General features: G+C 50.4%; 14 protein-coding genes and 1 tRNA gene. 9 read left to right on the forward strand and 6 right to left on the reverse strand.

Translation table 11 applies throughout. From position 1 onward, the window contains the following. Positions 1 to 88: 88 nt before the first annotated feature. The 3 genes from IPI86_RS24130 to IPI86_RS24140 all read left to right on the forward strand — a co-directional run bounded on the left by IPI86_RS24130 (position 89) and on the right by IPI86_RS24140 (position 4,164). On the forward strand, positions 89 to 2,338 hold the full coding sequence (locus IPI86_RS24130; protein ID WP_345300593.1) for a pentapeptide repeat-containing protein: 2,250 nt from the start codon (positions 89 to 91) through the stop codon (positions 2,336 to 2,338). A 241-nt stretch (positions 2,339 to 2,579) separates the two neighbouring features. Further along, positions 2,580 to 2,990, forward strand: a complete 411-nt coding sequence (locus tag IPI86_RS24135; RefSeq protein ID WP_345300594.1) for a VOC family protein — start codon at positions 2,580 to 2,582, stop codon at positions 2,988 to 2,990. 244 nt (positions 2,991 to 3,234) lie between these two features. Further along, positions 3,235 to 4,164 (forward strand): EamA family transporter, encoded by a 930-nt coding sequence (locus IPI86_RS24140; RefSeq protein WP_345300595.1) that lies wholly within the window; start codon positions 3,235 to 3,237, stop codon positions 4,162 to 4,164. A gap of 238 nt (positions 4,165 to 4,402) precedes the next feature. Here the strand turns inward: IPI86_RS24140 and IPI86_RS24145 are convergent, their stop codons facing one another. Both IPI86_RS24145 and IPI86_RS24150 read right to left on the reverse strand, forming a co-directional pair. After that, entirely contained in the window at positions 4,403 to 4,891 is a 489-nt protein-coding gene (locus IPI86_RS24145) for a hypothetical protein (protein WP_345300596.1), read from the reverse strand. Positions 4,892 to 4,943: 52 nt separating this feature from the next. Then, entirely contained in the window at positions 4,944 to 6,233 is a 1,290-nt protein-coding gene (locus IPI86_RS24150; RefSeq protein WP_345300597.1) for a glycosyltransferase, read from the reverse strand. Between the two features lie 108 nt (positions 6,234 to 6,341). Between IPI86_RS24150 and IPI86_RS24155 the strand changes: the two genes are divergently transcribed. The 5 genes from IPI86_RS24155 (at position 6,342) to IPI86_RS24175 (ending at position 10,464) form a co-directional block, all read left to right on the forward strand. Further along, positions 6,342 to 6,414, forward strand: a tRNA-Thr gene (locus IPI86_RS24155). An 84-nt stretch (positions 6,415 to 6,498) separates the two neighbouring features. Continuing rightward, on the forward strand, positions 6,499 to 8,697 hold the full coding sequence (locus IPI86_RS24160) for an ATP-binding protein (RefSeq protein ID WP_345300598.1): 2,199 nt from the start codon (positions 6,499 to 6,501) through the stop codon (positions 8,695 to 8,697). A 111-nt stretch (positions 8,698 to 8,808) separates the two neighbouring features. Then, the gene (locus IPI86_RS24165) at positions 8,809 to 9,378 is read left to right on the forward strand and encodes a PadR family transcriptional regulator (protein WP_345300599.1); all 570 of its coding nucleotides are present in this window, start codon (positions 8,809 to 8,811) and stop codon (positions 9,376 to 9,378) included. Further along, positions 9,375 to 10,232, forward strand: a complete 858-nt coding sequence (locus IPI86_RS24170) for a CPBP family intramembrane glutamic endopeptidase (RefSeq protein ID WP_345300600.1) — start codon at positions 9,375 to 9,377, stop codon at positions 10,230 to 10,232. Before IPI86_RS24165 ends, IPI86_RS24170 begins: the two co-directional genes overlap by 4 nt. Positions 10,233 to 10,269: 37 nt before the next feature. Further along, complete coding sequence (locus IPI86_RS24175; RefSeq protein ID WP_345300601.1) at positions 10,270 to 10,464, forward strand: hypothetical protein; 195 nt, start codon at positions 10,270 to 10,272, stop codon at positions 10,462 to 10,464. A 67-nt stretch (positions 10,465 to 10,531) separates the two neighbouring features. Here IPI86_RS24175 and IPI86_RS24180 read toward each other — a convergent pair whose 3' ends face one another. Beyond that, entirely contained in the window at positions 10,532 to 12,259 is a 1,728-nt protein-coding gene (locus IPI86_RS24180; RefSeq protein ID WP_345300602.1) for an aldehyde ferredoxin oxidoreductase C-terminal domain-containing protein, read from the reverse strand. A 94-nt stretch (positions 12,260 to 12,353) separates the two neighbouring features. Beyond that, on the reverse strand, positions 12,354 to 13,715 hold the full coding sequence (locus IPI86_RS24185; protein ID WP_345300603.1) for an aspartate aminotransferase family protein: 1,362 nt from the start codon (positions 13,713 to 13,715) through the stop codon (positions 12,354 to 12,356). Positions 13,716 to 13,826: 111 nt separating this feature from the next. On the opposite strand from IPI86_RS24185, the gene IPI86_RS24190 reads away from it, so the two are divergent. Beyond that, entirely contained in the window at positions 13,827 to 14,924 is a 1,098-nt protein-coding gene (locus IPI86_RS24190; RefSeq protein ID WP_345300604.1) for an AAA family ATPase, read from the forward strand. A 67-nt stretch (positions 14,925 to 14,991) separates the two neighbouring features. Here IPI86_RS24190 and IPI86_RS24195 read toward each other — a convergent pair whose 3' ends face one another. After that, positions 14,992 to 16,269: an aminotransferase class III-fold pyridoxal phosphate-dependent enzyme gene (locus tag IPI86_RS24195; protein ID WP_345300605.1), complete on the reverse strand. Its 1,278-nt coding sequence runs from the start codon at positions 16,267 to 16,269 to the stop codon at positions 14,992 to 14,994. Between the two features lie 113 nt (positions 16,270 to 16,382). Further along, entirely contained in the window at positions 16,383 to 18,290 is a 1,908-nt protein-coding gene (locus tag IPI86_RS24200) for an aldehyde ferredoxin oxidoreductase family protein (protein WP_345300606.1), read from the reverse strand. Positions 18,291 to 18,352: the final 62 nt, after the last annotated feature.

Here is an 18,352-nt window from a genome sequence, read left to right on the forward strand (position 1 = left end):
AACCGTTAGGCGCTGAGATGACAATGAAAATTGTAAATTGCGCCCGGGAATCCCTAAACTCAATCTCAAGAACAGGAGAAAAAATACCATGGCAAACCCTGAACATCTCGAAATACTCGAACAAGGTGTAGAGAAGTGGAATGAATGGCGACGAACAAACCCTGACACCATACCCGATTTGGGAATGGAAAACTTGAGCGACGCTGCACTGACTAATGCCAACTTGAGCGGCGCTATACTGATCAATACAAACCTGAGCGGCGCTGACCTGACCGATGCCGATCTAAGCAATGCGAACCTGGGCAGTGCCATTCTAAGCAGCGCTAACCTAACCAACGCTAACCTGGCCAATGCCAACCTGACTAAGAGCGGTGTGGGTCTGCATGGCGCTGGCTCGTATAGCGCCAACCTAAACAGTGCCGATTTGACGAATGCCAACCTAAACAGTGCCGATTTGACTGGCGTCAACCTGCCCAACGCCAACTTGAGCGGCGCCAACCTGACCGATGCCAACCTGACCGAGGCCAATCTGACCGAGGCCAATCTGACCGAGGCGAACCTGACCAATGCCAACCTGACCAATGCCAATCTGAGCAATGCCAACTTGAACACGGCCAATTTTACGAATGCTAATCTAAGTCGCGCCAACTTGACGAATGCAGACCTCGGCAGCGCCAACCTGAACAATGCCAGACTGAGCGATGCCATCCTATTAAATACCAACTTGAAGTATGTTCAATTTATAAATATCGAGGCAAATCCTGAAGTTCTTGAAGAGTTCCAAAAATTCAATTTCAACCCAGAACATCTGAAAATAATCATGAATAGTGGCGAAGTTCAGTGGGGTGAATGGCGAAAGGCCAACCCTGGAGTGCAACCGGTCCTGTGTCAGGCGAACCTGAGCGGTACCAACCTTAATGGTATCGACCTAAGTAATACAGACCTCAGTCGCGCCGACTTGAGCAATACCGACTTAAGTGGCGCCGACCTAAGTGGCGCCGACCTGAGCTATGCCAATTTGAATGGCGCCAATCTGCGCAGTGCCAACCTGAACGGCGCCGATTTGAGCCATGCCGATCTGAGTCACACTAATCTGCACGCCAACCTAAGCAATGCCAAATTAACCTTCGCTAAGTTGAGCGGCGCCGAAATGTACTATTTTTCCAACCGTGATGATGGCACCAATCATACGACAATGCAAAAAGCCGATCTGAGCAATACTGATTTGAGTCACGTTAACATGAAGGGTGTCGACCTAAGCGGCGCCGATCTAAGCGGCGCAAATCTGAGTGGCGCATATTTGAGTGGCGCCAATCTAAGCAAAGCCAAATTAACCCTCGCGAATCTGAGTGGCGCCCAGTTAACCAATTATTTACTTGTCGATTTTTACACTGATCATGAATATGGCAACATGATCACGAACCTGCGCGAGGCTGATTTGAGTGGCTCAAACCTGAGTGACGCCGATCTAAGCGGCGCGATTCTCAAAGACGCCAATTTAACCAGCGCCAACCTGAAGAACGCCAAGTTATCCGGCGCCAATCTATATAATGCCGACTTGATCAAATCAGATCTAACCGGCGCCGATCTAACTGACGTAAACCTGAGCCTGGCCGATCTGGTGGAAACCAACCTCACGGACGCTACCATTACAGGTTGCCGTATTTACGGCACTTCCGCTTGGAATGTGGCGATGAACAATACTGCCCAAAAGGATCTGGTCATCTCCAAAGAAGGCGAGCCTGTCGTCACAGTGGACAATCTGGAAGTTGGTCAATTCATTTATCTGATGTTGAACAATACGAAAATTCGTGACGTAATCAACACTATCACGTCGAAGGGTGTGCTTATTCTCGGAAGATTCGCTGACCCCCAACGTAAGGCCGTTCTGGATGGATTAAGAGACAAACTGCGCGAATTCGATCTGTTGCCGATCGTCTTCGATTTTGACCGTCCGACCGATAAAGACTACACCGAAACGGTGCAAACCCTGGCAGGAATGAGCATGTTTGTAATCGCAGATGTGACCAATCCGAAATCGACCCCATTGGAACTCGAGGCGACTGCCAAGCAATTCAAGATCCCATTCATCCCCATTATTGATATCAGCGTTGACCCTCGTCCATTTGCGATGCTGGTTGACCTGCAAAAATCTTTTCACTGGGTGCTGCCAACTCTTTCGTATGAATCAAAGGAAGACCTGTTGGACGATGAGAATCTAAAAACCTATATTATCGACCGCGCGGTTGCGAAGCGTGAGGAATTGAGAACAGCCAAAAGCCAGGAACCAGAAATTATCCTAATCCGCAAGAAAAGCGCTGTTGCTCCACCTTCGTAAGAAGATGCAAGAGATCGAGAGGTATCGTCAGCGCGAGCCACGACAAATCCAGTTCGCGCCTAACAAAGCGTGCACTGGACTTGTGGGTACGGTGCGGCTTTTTGAGCATTTTCAGCATCCCGAACATTTTTCTGCCCGTCGAGTGAATCAGCGTCCCGCCCACAAGCCAGTAACGCAAACCGTTGGGCGCACTCGATTCTTGATAATCAGAAAGTCTAATTAACTAAAAAAGGTAAAGGCTATGTCGAAGACAATATCTGCTTTCACTCTAAATCACTTGGCTCTTTCCGTTAAAGACCTTAACACATCTATTGGGTTTTATAAGGAGCTTTTTGATCTGCAAGAAATTACTAATCGCACAGAAATCGAAGGCATTAGATGGCTTTCTTTAGGCGAGGGAAAAGAATTACATTTAATTTCGGTCGTGAAAGATTCTGTCTCAATTAATAAAGCGGTACACTTTGCATTTACAACTCAAGATTTCGATGTTTTTTTTACTAAACTTCAAAATATGAAGTTAGACTATTCAGATTGGCCCGGAAACTCTGGCAAAATTAATATTCGAGCTGATGGCGTCAAACAGATATATTTCCAAGACCCTGATGGTTATTGGCTTGAAGTAAATAGTGTTGGAGATGTTCAAGATGCATAATTTTGAAAAAACAGCAGGGCACCCCATATACTTTACCATTTTGGTGAAAAGCGCCTAACAAAGCATGCGCCTGACGCTGGGGATTCTGCGGCAATCTCAGGCAGTTTTCTACGCCTTAGCATTTTTCCAGCTGGACGGCTTCGCCGTTTTCACCCATATGCAGGTAACGCAAACCGTTAGCCCGCCTTCGCATATTATCAATGAGTTACAAATTAGCAATTCACCAATATGGGATAATTAACTGATGGCCTCCAAGTTACACATCAAAGCCGTACTGCAAGCATTGTTTGTAACTTTTCTATGGTCAACATCTTGGGTGCTTGTCAAAATTGGATTAAAAGCCAGCCTACCCGCTATTACTTTCGCAGGTTTGCGTTATTTCATCGCTTTCCTTTGCTTGATTCCATTTATTCTAATTAACCCAAATCACCGAAATGTATTACGCACCTTTTCTCGTGCTACATGGGGGCAACTTGCTTTACTTGGAATTGTATTTTATACCTTGACACAAGGAGCGCAGTTTGTAAGTCTTTCTTTTTTACCTGCCGCCACCTTGAGTTTACTACTCAATTTTTCACCGATTTTTGTCGCATTATCGAACAGCTTTCTAAAAGATGAATCACCTTCAATAATTCAATGGGGCGGTATCATCTTATCGGCAGTAGGTGCAATTGTTTACTTTCTTCCGTTGAATATACCAACAGGACAAATTCCTGGTTTAATAATTGCGCTTATCGGCGTTTTGGCAAATTCAGGGTCATCCATACTAGGAAGACGAGTCAATCATCAAAGCGGCTTAACGCCAATTCTTGTTACAGCAATAAGCATGGGTATTGGCGGTTTTCTTTTATTAATTATCGGAGTAACGACTCAGGGCTCTGGCAATCTTAACCTTGTGCAATGGCTAATCGTAGGTTGGCTTGCAGTTGTAAATACAGCAGTTGCATTTACATTGTGGAATAACACCTTGAAAACACTTACCGCAGTTGAGTCGAGCATTATAAATAATACGATGTTGCCACAGATCGCAATACTAGCGTGGCTGTTCTTGGATGAGCCGCTAAACTCAAGACAAATTCTTGGAATAGTTCTTGTTGGAGTTGGCACATTAATTGTCCAACTATGGCGTCATTTGCCAGGTGTTGCAAAATCTATGGCAGTCAAGCCCGAATAAAGCGGCGGGCTAAGGCTAACACAGCGTGCACTGAACGCCGGGAACTGCCGTTTTGCGACGTGCCCGATTTACAATCATTTTCATGGCTTCGAGTTTCTCCTGCCCCAAACATTGTCCACGCCCGCCCCATCGACAGTCCACGGGCACAAAGTCGGCGGTTTACGCACTCAAAATTATGTCAGGAACCTACTTTGATAATCCAAGAGAAAGTCGAACTTGGGCGGATCATGAAAGATTGTCAATTGACCGGGCAAACGGAATCACCCATGGCAATCGTGTCAGCACTCCTGGCAGAAAATACCACAAACAGGCACCCCTCGTAGGTCACAGGCTGTGGGTTAGACTGTGTAGGATCAAGAGGAGTTCCTTGATACCGTCCGTTTACGATGACAAACCACACCCTTGTTTCTCGAGGCCAGGTACTATAATCCCCATCGCCCAGCCCAATCATTTGGTTGGCTTCCTCAAAACTCATCTCTTCCGCAAATAACGGCCTGGGAACAGTGAGCCAATTTGCGCCACCTGTCGTCTCCAAAATTCTTATGCCTGCGGCTTCAGCAGCAAACTTCGTATCCACCATTGGAGCACCCGAAACATACAAAACAGGGGTCGCTACTGGCATCGGCGCATTGTACGAGATGGCTTCAGGCGTCGAGCAGCCCGCCGCCAAGACAAGTACGCTTGAAAGTAAAAATACATTTAGGAATCGCATAAAGGTCAGATGCATTCGCCGCGTCATTTGTTCCCGTGTATTCGCGCGAAAACAGGACCAGAAATTCTCAGGAACGAGCAACCCTAGAACCATCCGTGAACAAAAGGCCAACACTCCGCTTCTCCACCAGCCCCTTATACACATCCACAATCTGCGCGGCGATGTTTGCCCAGGCGTAGTCCAATGCATATTCCGCCGCATGCAGACCCATCGTTTCGCGCAGATGCGCGTCACCTAATAATCCAGATAATTTATTGCACAATGCTTCGGGGTCACTGTCGGGAATCGTGTATCCTGTCGCCCCATCCTGCACGAGATAACCGAGGCCGCCCACTTCTGAAGCAATGACGGGCGTGCCGCAGGCCATCGCCTCCAACGCCACCATCCCAAACGACTCATACAACGAAGGCATCACCAGCACCTCCGCCGCCGAGTAATAATACGGCAGCGTATCCTGCCCGCGCTTGCCGAGAAAAACCACCATGCCCCCCATGCACAGGTCGTCGCACATTTTCTGCAAGCGTGTCATTTCAGCCGACATATTTTCAGGCGTCACATCTGGCTCGCCGCCGATGATCGCCAGATGTACGGGCTGATGCGCCTCATTCAAACCCAAACAAGACATCGCCTGGATCAACGTATCCACACCCTTCAATGGCTCGATACGCCCAACGAAAAGCACCATGCGGTTATCAGGCTTCAGGCCGATATACTGCTTCGCCTCATCCGCAGGGATGGGATAAAAATGACTCGTATCCACACCGGGCGGGATGACAACCAGCTTGCGGTCATTCGCGCGGTAGAGGAATCTCAACTGGGTCAACTCAGCCAAAGTGGCGACGACGATCCGATCCGCCCGACCGAGAACCTGTCTCTCACCTTTGAGTCGGTCCTCCCCTGCGCGTTCATCCTCCGAACGCGCCACCCGATTCTTCATCTCCCCCAGCGTATGAAACATGTGGACGATCGGCGTGCCGCCCCAGGCATCACTCAACGCCTCCGCCGCCAAACCAGACATCCAATAATGGCTGTGGATGACATCGTACGTGATGCCCTTTTCCGCGGCAAACTGCTTGATACCCTCCACAAATTCAGGGATGTAATTCGCCATTTCGCTCTTGGACTTGGGTGCTTCCGGGCCCGCAGGCACATGCACCACGCGGTTACCGAACCCCAATTCATGGACAACATGCGGCACGTGCTCATCCTGCGAGCGGGTAAAAACATCCACATGGATTCCCATCCGCCCCAATTCACAGGTCAGGTCACGGACATAAACGTTCATTCCACCGGTGTCCTTGCCGCCAAGCGTGGCCAAAGGACAGGTATGATACGAAAGCATGGCAATACGAAGCATAATGATATCAATCTCCAGGGTACTGACGACATGAAACCCCGAAAACTTGCGGGTTTATCTGTAATCCTTTATAATCTCGCCGCTTCAAAATACCCTAACAGGTATCAGGCCACCATAGCTCAGCTGGTAGAGCAAACGATTCGTAATCGTTAGGTCGTGGGTTCGTATCCCACTGGTGGCTCTCAATAAATTCCTCTCCGCGACCCGCAGGGCAATAAAGCCTTACGGGTTCTCTTTTTAAAGTAGAATTGTTCAATCTGACAATATGAAAAAACACCTCAGAAAGACACCAAACCTCGCAGAAAAGACAAGCTCGCTTAACGCGCACGGAATTGTCCTCGCCACCCTCTTTACCGGGGTGATAGGGTCTGCCTTGATGGCGGTCATCAACATCAACCGCGCCGAAATGATGCCGTTAAGTGTGATGCTTTTCATCACATTGCTATTCGGGTATTTCGGCTACCTGAACGTGGCGCGCTGGCTCTCGCTCTTCACCACACTGGGGGTGATTTCAAGCCTCGTTTACAAAAATAACGGTATACGTGACCCCGCCATACTTGGGCTCGTCGTGGTTTTGATCGCAGCGGGGCTGCTGGCAGGCCGCAAAGGGACCATTATCGTTGGCACAGCCATCCTTGCCGAGGTGATTCTGTTCGGCTTTCTCGAATCACAGGGATACATCACAAATAAATTCAGCCAGTTCAACTATTTTGCAGATTATTTTTCCACAAGCCTGTGCATTGTGCTTGTCACTGTTTTTCAATGGCTGGTAATTGCCCGTCTCAATGAAAATATCAAAACCGCCGAGCAGGAAATCGCAGAGCGCGAACTTGTGGAAACACAATTGCGCGATGCCGAGAATCGCTACCGCAACCTCGTCGAGCAGATCCCCGCAGTTGTTTATATTTCCGAGCCTGGCGCGGCTGGCGTTTGGCATTACGTCAGTCCGCAGATCGAAGCGATGACAGGGTTCACACCCGAAGAATGGACAGGCAATCAAAACCTGTGGTATCGGCTCATCCATCCAGAAGATCGCGAGAAAACCGTGGAAGCTGAATCCACGGCGCTCAGCGAGGGCCACATGCCTCGCACCGAATACCGCCTGCAAACCCGCAGCGGTGCCTACATCTGGGTGCAGGATCAAAGTATGCGCTCGATGGAAAACAACGTTCTGCAGGGCTTTCTCGTGGATATTACCGCCCGCAAGATCGCGGAAGATCAACTGCAAAAACGTCTCGCGGAATTGAACGCTGTCCGCGGAGTGAGCGAGACACTTATCGCCCAAACCGACTTGAAAGAATTGATCCAACAAACAGGCGACCAGATCAGGATCACTTTTGGGGTCGATAACCTTTTCATTTCCCTGTTGAACACCACCACCAGCCAGATCCACTTCCCGTATTATGTTGAAAAGGGCCAGGAACTTCAGGCTCCCTCGCTGACATTCGGGAAAGGGATTACCTCCAGCGTGCTGTTAATGAAGAAGCCGCTCCTGATCAACGAGAACTGGAACGAAAACTCCGCCGAATACGGAATCATCTACTACGACAACCATCCCGCCAAATCATCGCTGACCGTGCCGCTGATGATCGGCGACAAAGGCATCGGTGCGATCTCCGTCCACGATATGGAGAAGGAAAACGTATTCACTGAAAATGACCTGCGCCTGCTTTCCACCATCGCCGCCAATCTCGCGGTTGCAATCGAAAATACCCGTCTGCAGGAATCGCTAAAAAGGGAATTGACCATTCAGGAAAAACTGGTCATGGAACTCGAGCAAAAGAACGCGGAACTGGAAAGATTTACATACACCGCTTCGCACGACCTCAAATCTCCGCTTATCACCATCCGCGGCTATTTGGGCTATCTTGAACGCGACGCGCGCAGCGGCAATTTCGACCGACTGCAACAGGATGTCAGCCGCATTTCGGAAGCCGCCGAAAAAATGCACAACCTGCTCAATGACTTGCTCGAACTTTCGCGCGTTGGCCGAATCATGAGCGAACCACAAACCATTCAATTCGAAGAGATCGTGAAGGAAGGCTTGAGGCGAGTGGAAGGCCAGTTGAATCAGAGACAGGCCAAAGTCCAGGTGGGAAGCGAGTTTCCGCAAATCCTCGGCGATAAGGAACGTCTCATAGAGGTCATCCAAAACCTGGTCGATAATGCCTGCAAATTCATCGGCGACCAACCCAACCCCACCATTGAGATCGGTGTGGAAAAAAGGGACGGCGAAAATATCTTTTTTGTCAAAGACAATGGCGTCGGCATTCGCAAGGAATTCCACGACAGAGTGTTTGGACTTTTCGACAAGCTCGACCCCGATAGCAGTGGCACGGGGATCGGACTGGCGCTGGTCAAGCGCATCATCGAGGTACATGGCGGGCGGATCTGGATCGACTCACATGGCTACGGCTCGGGGACAACTTTCTACTTCACCCTCTCGGAAAAACCAACCCTCTAAATGCTCTGGAAAACCCAGAGCATTTTTTTACCCTTGACAATTATAAACCTTATACTATAATACTAGTATTATAGTATAAGGTTTATAATCACTATACGCAAGGAAGTAAACATGTCGCTCAAACACGCCATCCTCGGTTTTCTGTCTTTTGCTCCATTCTCAGGCTACGATCTCAAAAAAGCCTTCGACCATTCGGTTCAGCATTTTTGGCCTGCCAACCAAAGCCAGATCTACCGCACACTGGCCGAGTTGGAGGAAGACGGTTTTGTCGAAAAAGAGATCATTGAGCGCGAAGAACGGCTCGACATGAAGATATACCATATCACCGAAACAGGCCGCGGCGAACTGCATCAATGGCTTGCCACTCCCCTGCCCGAACGCGACGGCCGCGAACCGTTTTTGATTCAAGTCTATTTCGGCAGCCAGCTCAGTGACGATGAATTACTCAAGGTGTTTCGCCACAAACTCACAAAGACTGAAGAACAACTGGCAGTATATGAATCGGTTCTTCAAATGATCCAAAGCACCCCGTCAAAGATCAACGACCCGCGCGCCATCTTCCTGAGCGTACTCACGCTGGAAGCGGGCTATGTCAACACGCAATCCATCGCAGCGTGGCTGCACTCTGCCATTGAACGCATCGAAAACAAAAACTACTCGATCAATATAGGAAACTCATGAACAAAATAATTCGCAATATCGTCATTGTCGCACTCTTCACCGTGGGCGGCGGCTGGCTGGGCATCTGGCTCAACAACATCACTGGCAACACCATGCCGCCCATGCAAAGCTTGGGAGCGCTCATCTGGCTGACAACTCCCGCCCTATCAGGTATTTTGCTGCGCGCCATCGGTGGGGACGGCTGGAAGGATTCTGGCTTCGGGTTGAATCTCATCTCAGGCTGGAAGTGGTACCTTATCGGAATCCTGGTCTATCCGCTCGCGGCTCTTTTGACCTTTGGCCTGGGTGCCCTTCTCGGCATCGTCAGCGCCGACGGTTTTGCCGCGCAGGGCTTCGGCGCGTATCTTTCTGTGGCAGGCACAATGTTCGTCGGTTCGTTGATGAAAAACATCTTTGAAGAATTCGCCTGGCGCGGCTACCTCACCCCACGATTGGAAGCGGCAAAAATCCACCCGCTGATGAATCACTTCATCGTCAGCCTGCTATGGATGACCTGGCATTTGCCGTATTACTATTACTACCTCGACCGCGCCCTTCTGGAAAGCGCCCTCACGACAAGCATCCCTGTTTTTCTCATCACTGGCTATATTGTTATGTTCCCCACATCCATTTTGTTTGGCGAACTCAGGCTGTTGAGCAAATCGGTGTGGCCTGTCTTCATTCTGCATAACATCATCAACGCCCTGAGCATGCCGCTGCTCATGAATGGCTTTATCAAGGTCAATGGTCCACTGGGGTTTGTTTTCACTCCTACAAATGAAGGCATTATCACATCCATTTTGTTGGGTGTGGCAGGGTGGATGCTGTACCAGTATCGAATGAAGAAGGAAGCCAGCGAAAAAATATCGGTATAATTGCGCCTCATCAAATCCAAAATTGACGGAGGAATCCATGCAGTTACCCGCAAATTTCATTCTTTTGCTGCTTCTCGGAGGCGGCTACTTGATCGCTGTGCAGCCATTCACAGGCTCACTATGGGTCGGCATTGCATGCATTGTCGCAGGGTTTTATTTTAGCTGGCGAAAACGCAACGACATCAAGGCCAAAAGGGAACAGTTCAAGAAAGACCAGGAAAATCTTCGCTAAGCCATGCAAGTGTCAACAAAAAGCATCCCCGAAAGATTATTTCGGGGATGATTTTTGTTGCATTCGTTTATTCAATTCCATCGAAAATGTGATCGAGCACATCCTCACTCACATCGAAGACTGAGCCGTTTTCGGGAATGGCTTCTTCCATCATCCACTTCGGCAGGCGGTCATCTTCTTTGGTAAAGCCAGCCCGCTTGTTGAACTCACGCTCCAGTTTAATGGTCTCTTTGCCAAGCGCCTGCAAGATGTTGTCGGGCAGGTCGTCCCAGCCATAACGCGCCTTGAGCAGGCGCTTCACCACGCCATCGGGGGTGGCGGCATAACCGAAACCAGCGAAAATACAGGCACCGAGGGTATCATAGCCCGCCATGTTCAACTGGGCGTTGAGCGAAGCTTCTTTTTGCTGGGTCGGGTCAAGATGATTAACTTTGGCTCGGATGGTCAATCCGCAGGTGTGGTCGGCGCCTTGGGGCGTGGTTGCGTAGGTAACACCCGTGCCTTTGATGGAGCGCGGCTCATACGCCGACATGGCCTGTCCCTTCACGGCAGGGACACGCTCAATGTTGTATTTCTTTCCAACCGTCACCGCGCCATCGCCCAGAATGCGTCCAAGTTCAGTTCCAGCGCGCATTTCGTCGATCAACTTTTGGGCGTCTTCCTCACTGCCCCAACGCATGAGGCCTGCTTCGGCAGCAACCCCCAGCGCACCACCGACCTCGATCGAATCAAGCCCAAGGTCATTGACATGCCAGTTCATGCGGCCAATGGCGTCGAGAGAGTCAATATCGAGGTTGGTACCCATCAGGCCAATGGTTTCATATTCCAAAGGTGAGACGATGATCTTGCCATCTTCCCCGCCAAAGACATTCGAGCATTTAATAGTGCAGCCCGCCATGCAGGCATGCGCAGGGTCAGACGGTTTTCCGCGGGTCAGCGTGAACTCGCGCAAGGTCTCGCCGCTTATGGCTTCCACATTGTCAAATGTGCCGCGCGAAAAATTATGCGCGGGAATGGCCGCAAAGCTCTGCGTCATCTGAGCCATAGCCGCCGTGCCATAGTCACGATACGTAACCGACTGCGGATGATTCATCACAGACTGGGTGTAATCCTTCTGTGCGACTTTGAACGCTTCAGGATCCGCGATGGCAGGTTTCTGCCCACCAGCATGATCGAACACGATGGCCTTGAGCCCCTTCGAACCCATCACCGCGCCGAGTCCACCCCGGGCTGCAATACGTGAAGGGATTCTATCCTTGTCGAGATTCTGGATTCCCGCAGACTTCATACGCATCTCGCCGCCAGGCCCGATCATGGAAATGGCGACCTTATCACCATATTTTTCCAGCAGTTTTGGCGCAGTGGCATATACACCCAGCCCGGCGAGGTCGTCGGCGCGTTCCCATTTTGCACCATTCATTGAAAGATACAGCACCCAGTAGCCATCTTCATTTGGCATATCTTCGATGATCAAGGCGTGCATTCCCATAAAAGCCATGTGATAGCCCGTGCGCCCACCCGCGTTGGCTTCCTTGATGCCGCCCGTCAGCGGGGATTTACCACCCACTGAAAGGCGATCTGTGGAAGAAAGCATGTGCCCAACTAAAAGTCCGGGCGTAAAGATCAGCTTGTTTTCTGCACCAAGCGGATCACATTTTGCATCCACCTCATCCACGAGGACACGCGCGATCAGACCGCGTCCGCCCAGTCGCTGCCAATTTTCGGGGACAGGCTCACGCTTGAGTTCCTGCGTTCGGGTGTTCACCCGCCAAATTTGAGATTTGTATTCAGCCATTTTTCACTCCTGTGAACAGGATTATATTCACATCTATTTTCAAAAAGTTTGCAAAAACTGGAAATCAAGATTTAAGTGCTCCAACTCCTAACGATCAATTCCCAAATAACGAAGTTACCGCTTCCCTGAAAACCCTCGTATGATAATCCACATCGGCTTGTGTGGTCTCAGGCGAGATCAAAGCCATATTGTGGAAAGGCGTCATGAGAATGCCGCGATTTAGGGCGTAGAGATGCATGTAACGGTCAAGTTCGGGGTCAATGGCCGCATGCGCTTCCCCGCCATTCTTCGGCGGGTTGGGACGGAACCAATATTCGGAACGGTTGCCCAATTGTTTAACGATCCAGGGAAGTTGGAACTCTTTGATGACCGATTGAACGCCTTCAGTGAACTGCTCCTGAAGTGAGGTTGCCTTTGCGTAGAAATCCTCGGTCAAGACATTTTGCAGCGTGGCTTTCATCGCCGCAATGGACAGGGCGTTGCCCGCCAATGTGCCGCCGATGCCGCCCACATCAGCATCGTCCATGGCGAGTTTGGCGGCGAAGGCTTGGGAGACTTCTTCAGTAAAGCCATAAATCGCGGCGGGCACTCCTCCAGCAAGGGGTTTGCCGAGGGTCAAGAAATCAGGCTCGAGGGAGTAAGAAGCGGTGTATCCGCCTGGTCCAGCGCAGATCGTGTGAGTCTCATCGATGATGAGGTAAGTGCCATATTTGCGGGTAATGTCGCGCAAGGCTTTATGATAGCCAGGATCCGGATGAATGATTCCGATGTTGGTCATCGCAGGCTCAGCGAGGACGACCGCCACATCGCGGGCGGAAAGCGCAGTCTCAAGCGCGGCAATGTCGTTGAATTCAATAACCTTGCTGGTCTCGCGCGGATCAATCTGTGGACCCATGTTGTTGGGACGTGACATCGGCGTCCCTTCTTCATCAAGCGTAATAAAAGTCTCATCCACGGAACCGTGATAGCAATAATTGAAAACCAGAACTTTGGAACGCCCCGTGATAAGGCGCGCCATACGCAACGCAAATCGATTTGCATCGGTGGCCGTGAGAGCAAATTGCCAGTATGGAAGTTTGAAACGGCGCTGAAGTTCCTCACCGACCCAGATGACATCTTCATACGGGAGCATGAGCGTAATGCCTTTTTGAATTTGCTCAGTAATGGCTTTGATGGTTGCCTCAGGGCCATGGCCTGTCATTGCGCCCGTATCGCCGAGACAGAAATCGATGTAGTCGTTGCCATCCACATCGGTGAAGTGGGCGCCTTTGGCTTCTTTGACAAAGACAGGAAAGGAACCCGCCCAACGGATCATCCACAACATCGGCACGCCACCATGCAGCGACTTGCGCGCACGCTGGTAAAGTTCGTAGGATTTTGGATGGTTCTTATGAAAGAGTTCCTCCTCTTGTTTGAGGAGGGATTCAAGTTTGGAACGGTCAAGTGATTTTGTCATTTTATGTCCATTGCAAATAAGTTTTTAGGATTGTCAATATCTTGAATCAACTTTATATTTCATTGTACGCGGGGCTTCAAGCGAATACCCACACCTTCTACCGAGGAAAACATGGAAAACACAGCTACTGGAACTTTGCTCGACACGCTCAATCAAGACAAGCGCTTTCGGATATATGCGTATCACACGGTTTGCTTCGGCGGCCTGCCATCCTGCCTGCGCTTTTCCGTATTCACAGACCGCACCCGAACACTTGTGGATGAGATCATTACCTGCCTTGACCTCGAACGCTTTTCATTCGAAACGATCTTCAAAAACTGGTCCACCGAGGATTTCAAAAACGCGCTGCCTACCGATGATTATCCCTATGAATACGTTTTCAAAAGCGAAAGCGGACAAATGCTCGTTCATCTCAACGCCCGTGAAGGTTTCATCACCGTTGATTTTTACTACAACGTGAATCGCGCCGACTGCGAACAATGGATCCTCAAAACGAACCAAAACCTGCGTGCGAAGTTCAGCCCGGCGAAACAGCCGAAATTCAAGGTGCTTATGCAACAGGAGGGCATGTTCGGCACAGAGGACGTCAATACCAATGATTTCGAAGCCATCAATCTCACCGAGTATTACAACGACGACTTTATGGAGATCGACGCGACTATTTCAGATTTCATGACCAAAAAAGAATCGGGCATCATCCTTCTGCACGGCGAGCCTGGCACAGGAAAAACCACCTACATCAAGAACCTGATTTCCAGATTCCATGACAAGAACTTCATCTTCGTTCAGAACGATTTCGTCCGCGACCTGTTGAAGCCGTCGTTCGTATCCTTTCTTTTGCAAAATAAAAATGCAGCTTTGATCATCGAGGATGCCGAGAAGGTCGTCGTTTCCCGCGATAATGTCTCGGAGGATTCAGTCGTCTCGACCATCCTGCAACTGACGGACGGCCTGTTCAGCGATTTTCTCAACATCAAGATCATCTGCACCTTCAACACAGACATCGAACGCATTGACAAGGCGCTGCTTCGAAAAGGCAGGATGGTCGCAAAATACAATTTCACGGCCCTCTCGGCTGAAAAGACCGCCGCACTGGCGAAAAAGCTCGGTCACGCTGAAGTAAAAGGCAGCCTTACCCTGGCAGATATTTTCGAGTTCGACAAACGCGATTTTAAAGATCAATCAAAGAAAGTGATCGGATTCGTTTAGTTTTGCAGTTCAATATTCTGATCGTTACAAGGAGACAAGTGGTATGCACTTGTCTCATTTCTGTTTTCTACGCTGATTCCTTCAACGCCTCACCAAAAATATTCAATCCATCATTGATCTGTTCGGACGTGACATTCAACGGCGGGATCCAACGCAAGGTGTTGTCGTAGGTCCCGCAGGAGAGAAGGAGCATGCCTTTTTCCTCAGCCTTGTGAACGATCTCCTTGACGAGCTGCTTGGCTTTGGCCTGACTTCCATCAATGATGAATTCAGTTCCGACCATGAGTCCCTTGCCGCGCACATCGCCGATTTGCGGATATTCCTCCTGCAATTTGCGTAAGCCCGTCATCAATTGGATACCTTTATCTGTGGCATTCTCCAGCATCTTTTCGTCTCTCATCGCGCGGATAGTTGCCACACCTGCCGCACAAGCGACTGCGTTCCCGCCATATGTTCCGCCAATCGAACCGACATCGAGCTTCTTCATAATGTCTGTGCGGCTGAACACAGCAGAAAGCGGCATACCTGAGGCAATGCCTTTCGCGGCGGTGATGATATCTGGCACGACGCCGAAATGTTCGAGAGCAAACCATTTGCCCGTGCGCCCAAAGCCTGACTGCACTTCATCGAAGATGAGCATAATGCCGTGCTTATCGCAGATCTCGCGCAGACCTTTCATGAACGAAGTCGGCGGGACGATATAACCACCCTCCCCCATCACGGATTCGATCAGGATGGCAGCGGTGTCTTTCGGTGCAGTTTGTGAAGCGAGGAGATATTCAAGCTGTTCCAACGCATACGCGGAGGCTTGCTCTTCGGTCATGTTCATGTGGAAAGCGTACGGGAACGGCGAGACGTAAATCCCCGCAGGCAATGGGCCAAAGCCCGTGCGATAACCGATCTTGGATGTGGTCAATGCCATCGTCTGAGCAGTGCGTCCGTGGAAGGAGCCGTTGAAGACGATGATATTTTGTCTGCCTGTTGCAGCACGTGCGATCTTGACCGCATTCTCCAATGCTTCCGCGCCAGAGTTAGCGAAGTAAAAAGAGTCAATCGAAGGCGGAACAATTTTTCGGAGTTCTTCGATCAATTGCAGCATCGGCTTATGGACAACGATATTGGCCTGCGCGTGCAGGAACAACCCAGCCTGCTCGCGGATGGCTTCCACAACCTTCGGGTGGCAGTGACCTGTGTTCGTCACGCCGATTCCGCTGGTGAAGTCCAGCAGTTTTTTGCCATCGTCGGTGTAGATGTAAGCGCCTTCGGCACGGTCGGCTACAAAATTAAAAATGCGACTCCAGGCGGGAGTCATGTGAGAGAAATTATCTTGATAGAGTTGGTTCATGATTTTCCTTGAAAATAGTAGACCACAAAGGAGCACGAAGTACCAAAGGGGAAGACTTGGAATCTTGCCCTCTTTTCCTTCGTGTCCAAATTACTTTGTCTTTTGCATATTATTTATGCGGGCAAATATTCCGCAGCCCATTCAACGTCATGCTTCTTCAACGTCTCAGGGGTGGGAACGCCGTCATTCGTCCAGCCTGCCAGCTTGTAGTAATGATCGATGGCAGAATCAACTTCCTCGTGAGTCAGAGCGAAGCCCGCTGTCGGGCCGGTACCAGCCAATTGCTTGAAAAATTTCTTTGGCAGTTTATCCGCATTGCGGGTCAATCCCTCGCGGGCATTGAACACACGGAAGAGATCCAAACGGCGGCGGCCAACTTCCATCAATTCTTCAACGGTCATATCCCAGCCAGTGACGGAGCTGACCATGTGCGCGGTGTCCTTGCCATCGTAGAGAGTCCATGTGGGGCCGTAGACGAATTGGCAGAGTTCGGCGGAGTCGAGCATGGAGTAGAAGACTTCGGTCTCATACGCAAAGCGGACTTTTTCTTCGGTGAGGCTGTACGCGGGTTGCGGCGAGCCAAGTCCAATTTGCTTGAGGCGGTCGAGGTTGAAATCGCCAACGCCTTCTTCGTAATATGGGTCGTGCTCGCTGGACTGATGATCTGCGCCGAAAGGATTGACGGCATAGATGAGCGCGAGCGTGCGCTTGGCCTGCGGCATGTGCGCGGGAGCCTCAGCGCCTTTGACGGTGATGAGGAATTCATCGGAGTTCTTGCCCCAAACTTTGGAGGCGCGTTCAGAACCCAAGCCGAGGGTCTTGCCAAATTCGCCTTCGCCCTTCACCATCATATACAAAGCCTGGATCATGGCATCGGCATTTCCAAATTTCAGATCAAGTCCGCCAGTTTGTTCTTTGGTGATGACACCCTTTTCGTAACATTCCATCGCGAAGGCAATCGTTGCGCCAGCGGCAATGGAATCAACTGCGTATTCGTTGCAAACCTGATTGGCAAGTGAAACCGCCGCGAGATCGTCAACACCGCAGTAGGAACCGAAAGTTCCAAGGGTTTCGTATTCAGGGCCGCCGTAGCGCGGATCAACATGATACGGGCCGTCTTTGATTTCCACCACGCGTTTGCATTTGACAACGCAGGCGTAGCAGGTATCGCGTTCCTTCAAAATGGTCTCAGCCATTTTCTCGCCGCTGATCGGTTCACAGCCTTCAAATTGAGCTTCGTTATAGTTGCGGGTCGGCAAGGTGCCGATGGTGTTGTTGAACAAAACAACCACGGCCGTACCAAACTTGGCGAGGCCGTCCATATCACCATTTTCAGGAAGCGCCTTCGGGCCAACGCGGTTCAAAGCAGTCAACGCCTTCGCATCAGCAAGCTGAACCTTCTTGGTGCCGCGCACCACAACCGCCTTCAAATTCTTGGAAGCCATCACAAGGCCCATGCCCGTGCGTCCATTGTGGCGGTTGGACATGGAACACAGCGACGAGAACAGCACGCCGTTTTCCGCGCCAATGCCGTGCTGCAAAATTTCAGCCTTCGGGTCAACTTCCTTGTGGATGATGTCGTCCACTTCCCCCGTCAACTTGCCCATCAAATGCGCCGCGTCGCGCAATTCAAATTTTCCATCAATGATCGAAAGATAAACAGGCTTCGCAGATTTCCCCTTGATCACGATCCCATCAAAGCCAGCGAACTTCAACTCGGCGGGGAAAAATCCACCGCTCTGCGAATCACCAATACCGCCGCTGATCGGCGACTTCGCATTCGCATTCAAACGGCTCTGCCCCGAAATCGCCGCGCCCGTCGTCACGCCTGTGAACAATGTCAACACATTATCAGGGCCGATCGGGTCAGCGCCCTTTGGCATATCACGCAAAATATAGTGCATCCCCATCGCACTGCCGCCAAGATACTTTCGGTAAAAAGCCTCTTTGGGTTCCTCTACTTCAAGCGTACCTTTAGTCAGGTCAACGTGCAAAATCTTTCCGTTATAACCGTTGGGCATGGGTTCCTCCGTGTGAGTATTGGTGTTCCGCGTAGAGATTATAAGCGCATTCTGAATGGCCA

The sequence above is a fragment of the Candidatus Villigracilis affinis genome (assembly GCF_016705895.1).
GTDB lineage: Bacteria > Chloroflexota > Anaerolineae > Anaerolineales > Villigracilaceae > Villigracilis > Villigracilis affinis.

Bases quoted from the DNA above. Each gene is read 5' to 3' on its own strand.
- IPI86_RS24130 (WP_345300593.1), top strand. From the start codon at position 89: ATGGCAAACCCTGAACATCTCGAAATACTCGAACAAGGTGTAGAGAAG.
- IPI86_RS24135 (WP_345300594.1), top strand. From the start codon at position 2,580: ATGTCGAAGACAATATCTGCTTTCACTCTAAATCACTTGGCTCTTTCC.
- IPI86_RS24140 (WP_345300595.1), top strand. From the start codon at position 3,235: ATGGCCTCCAAGTTACACATCAAAGCCGTACTGCAAGCATTGTTTGTA.
- IPI86_RS24145 (WP_345300596.1), bottom strand. From the start codon at position 4,891: ATGCATCTGACCTTTATGCGATTCCTAAATGTATTTTTACTTTCAAGC.
- IPI86_RS24150 (WP_345300597.1), bottom strand. From the start codon at position 6,233: ATGCTTCGTATTGCCATGCTTTCGTATCATACCTGTCCTTTGGCCACG.
- IPI86_RS24160 (WP_345300598.1), top strand. From the start codon at position 6,499: ATGAAAAAACACCTCAGAAAGACACCAAACCTCGCAGAAAAGACAAGC.
- IPI86_RS24165 (WP_345300599.1), top strand. From the start codon at position 8,809: ATGTCGCTCAAACACGCCATCCTCGGTTTTCTGTCTTTTGCTCCATTC.
- IPI86_RS24170 (WP_345300600.1), top strand. From the start codon at position 9,375: ATGAACAAAATAATTCGCAATATCGTCATTGTCGCACTCTTCACCGTG.
- IPI86_RS24175 (WP_345300601.1), top strand. From the start codon at position 10,270: ATGCAGTTACCCGCAAATTTCATTCTTTTGCTGCTTCTCGGAGGCGGC.
- IPI86_RS24180 (WP_345300602.1), bottom strand. From the start codon at position 12,259: ATGGCTGAATACAAATCTCAAATTTGGCGGGTGAACACCCGAACGCAG.
- IPI86_RS24185 (WP_345300603.1), bottom strand. From the start codon at position 13,715: ATGACAAAATCACTTGACCGTTCCAAACTTGAATCCCTCCTCAAACAA.
- IPI86_RS24190 (WP_345300604.1), top strand. From the start codon at position 13,827: ATGGAAAACACAGCTACTGGAACTTTGCTCGACACGCTCAATCAAGAC.
- IPI86_RS24195 (WP_345300605.1), bottom strand. From the start codon at position 16,269: ATGAACCAACTCTATCAAGATAATTTCTCTCACATGACTCCCGCCTGG.
- IPI86_RS24200 (WP_345300606.1), bottom strand. From the start codon at position 18,290: ATGCCCAACGGTTATAACGGAAAGATTTTGCACGTTGACCTGACTAAA.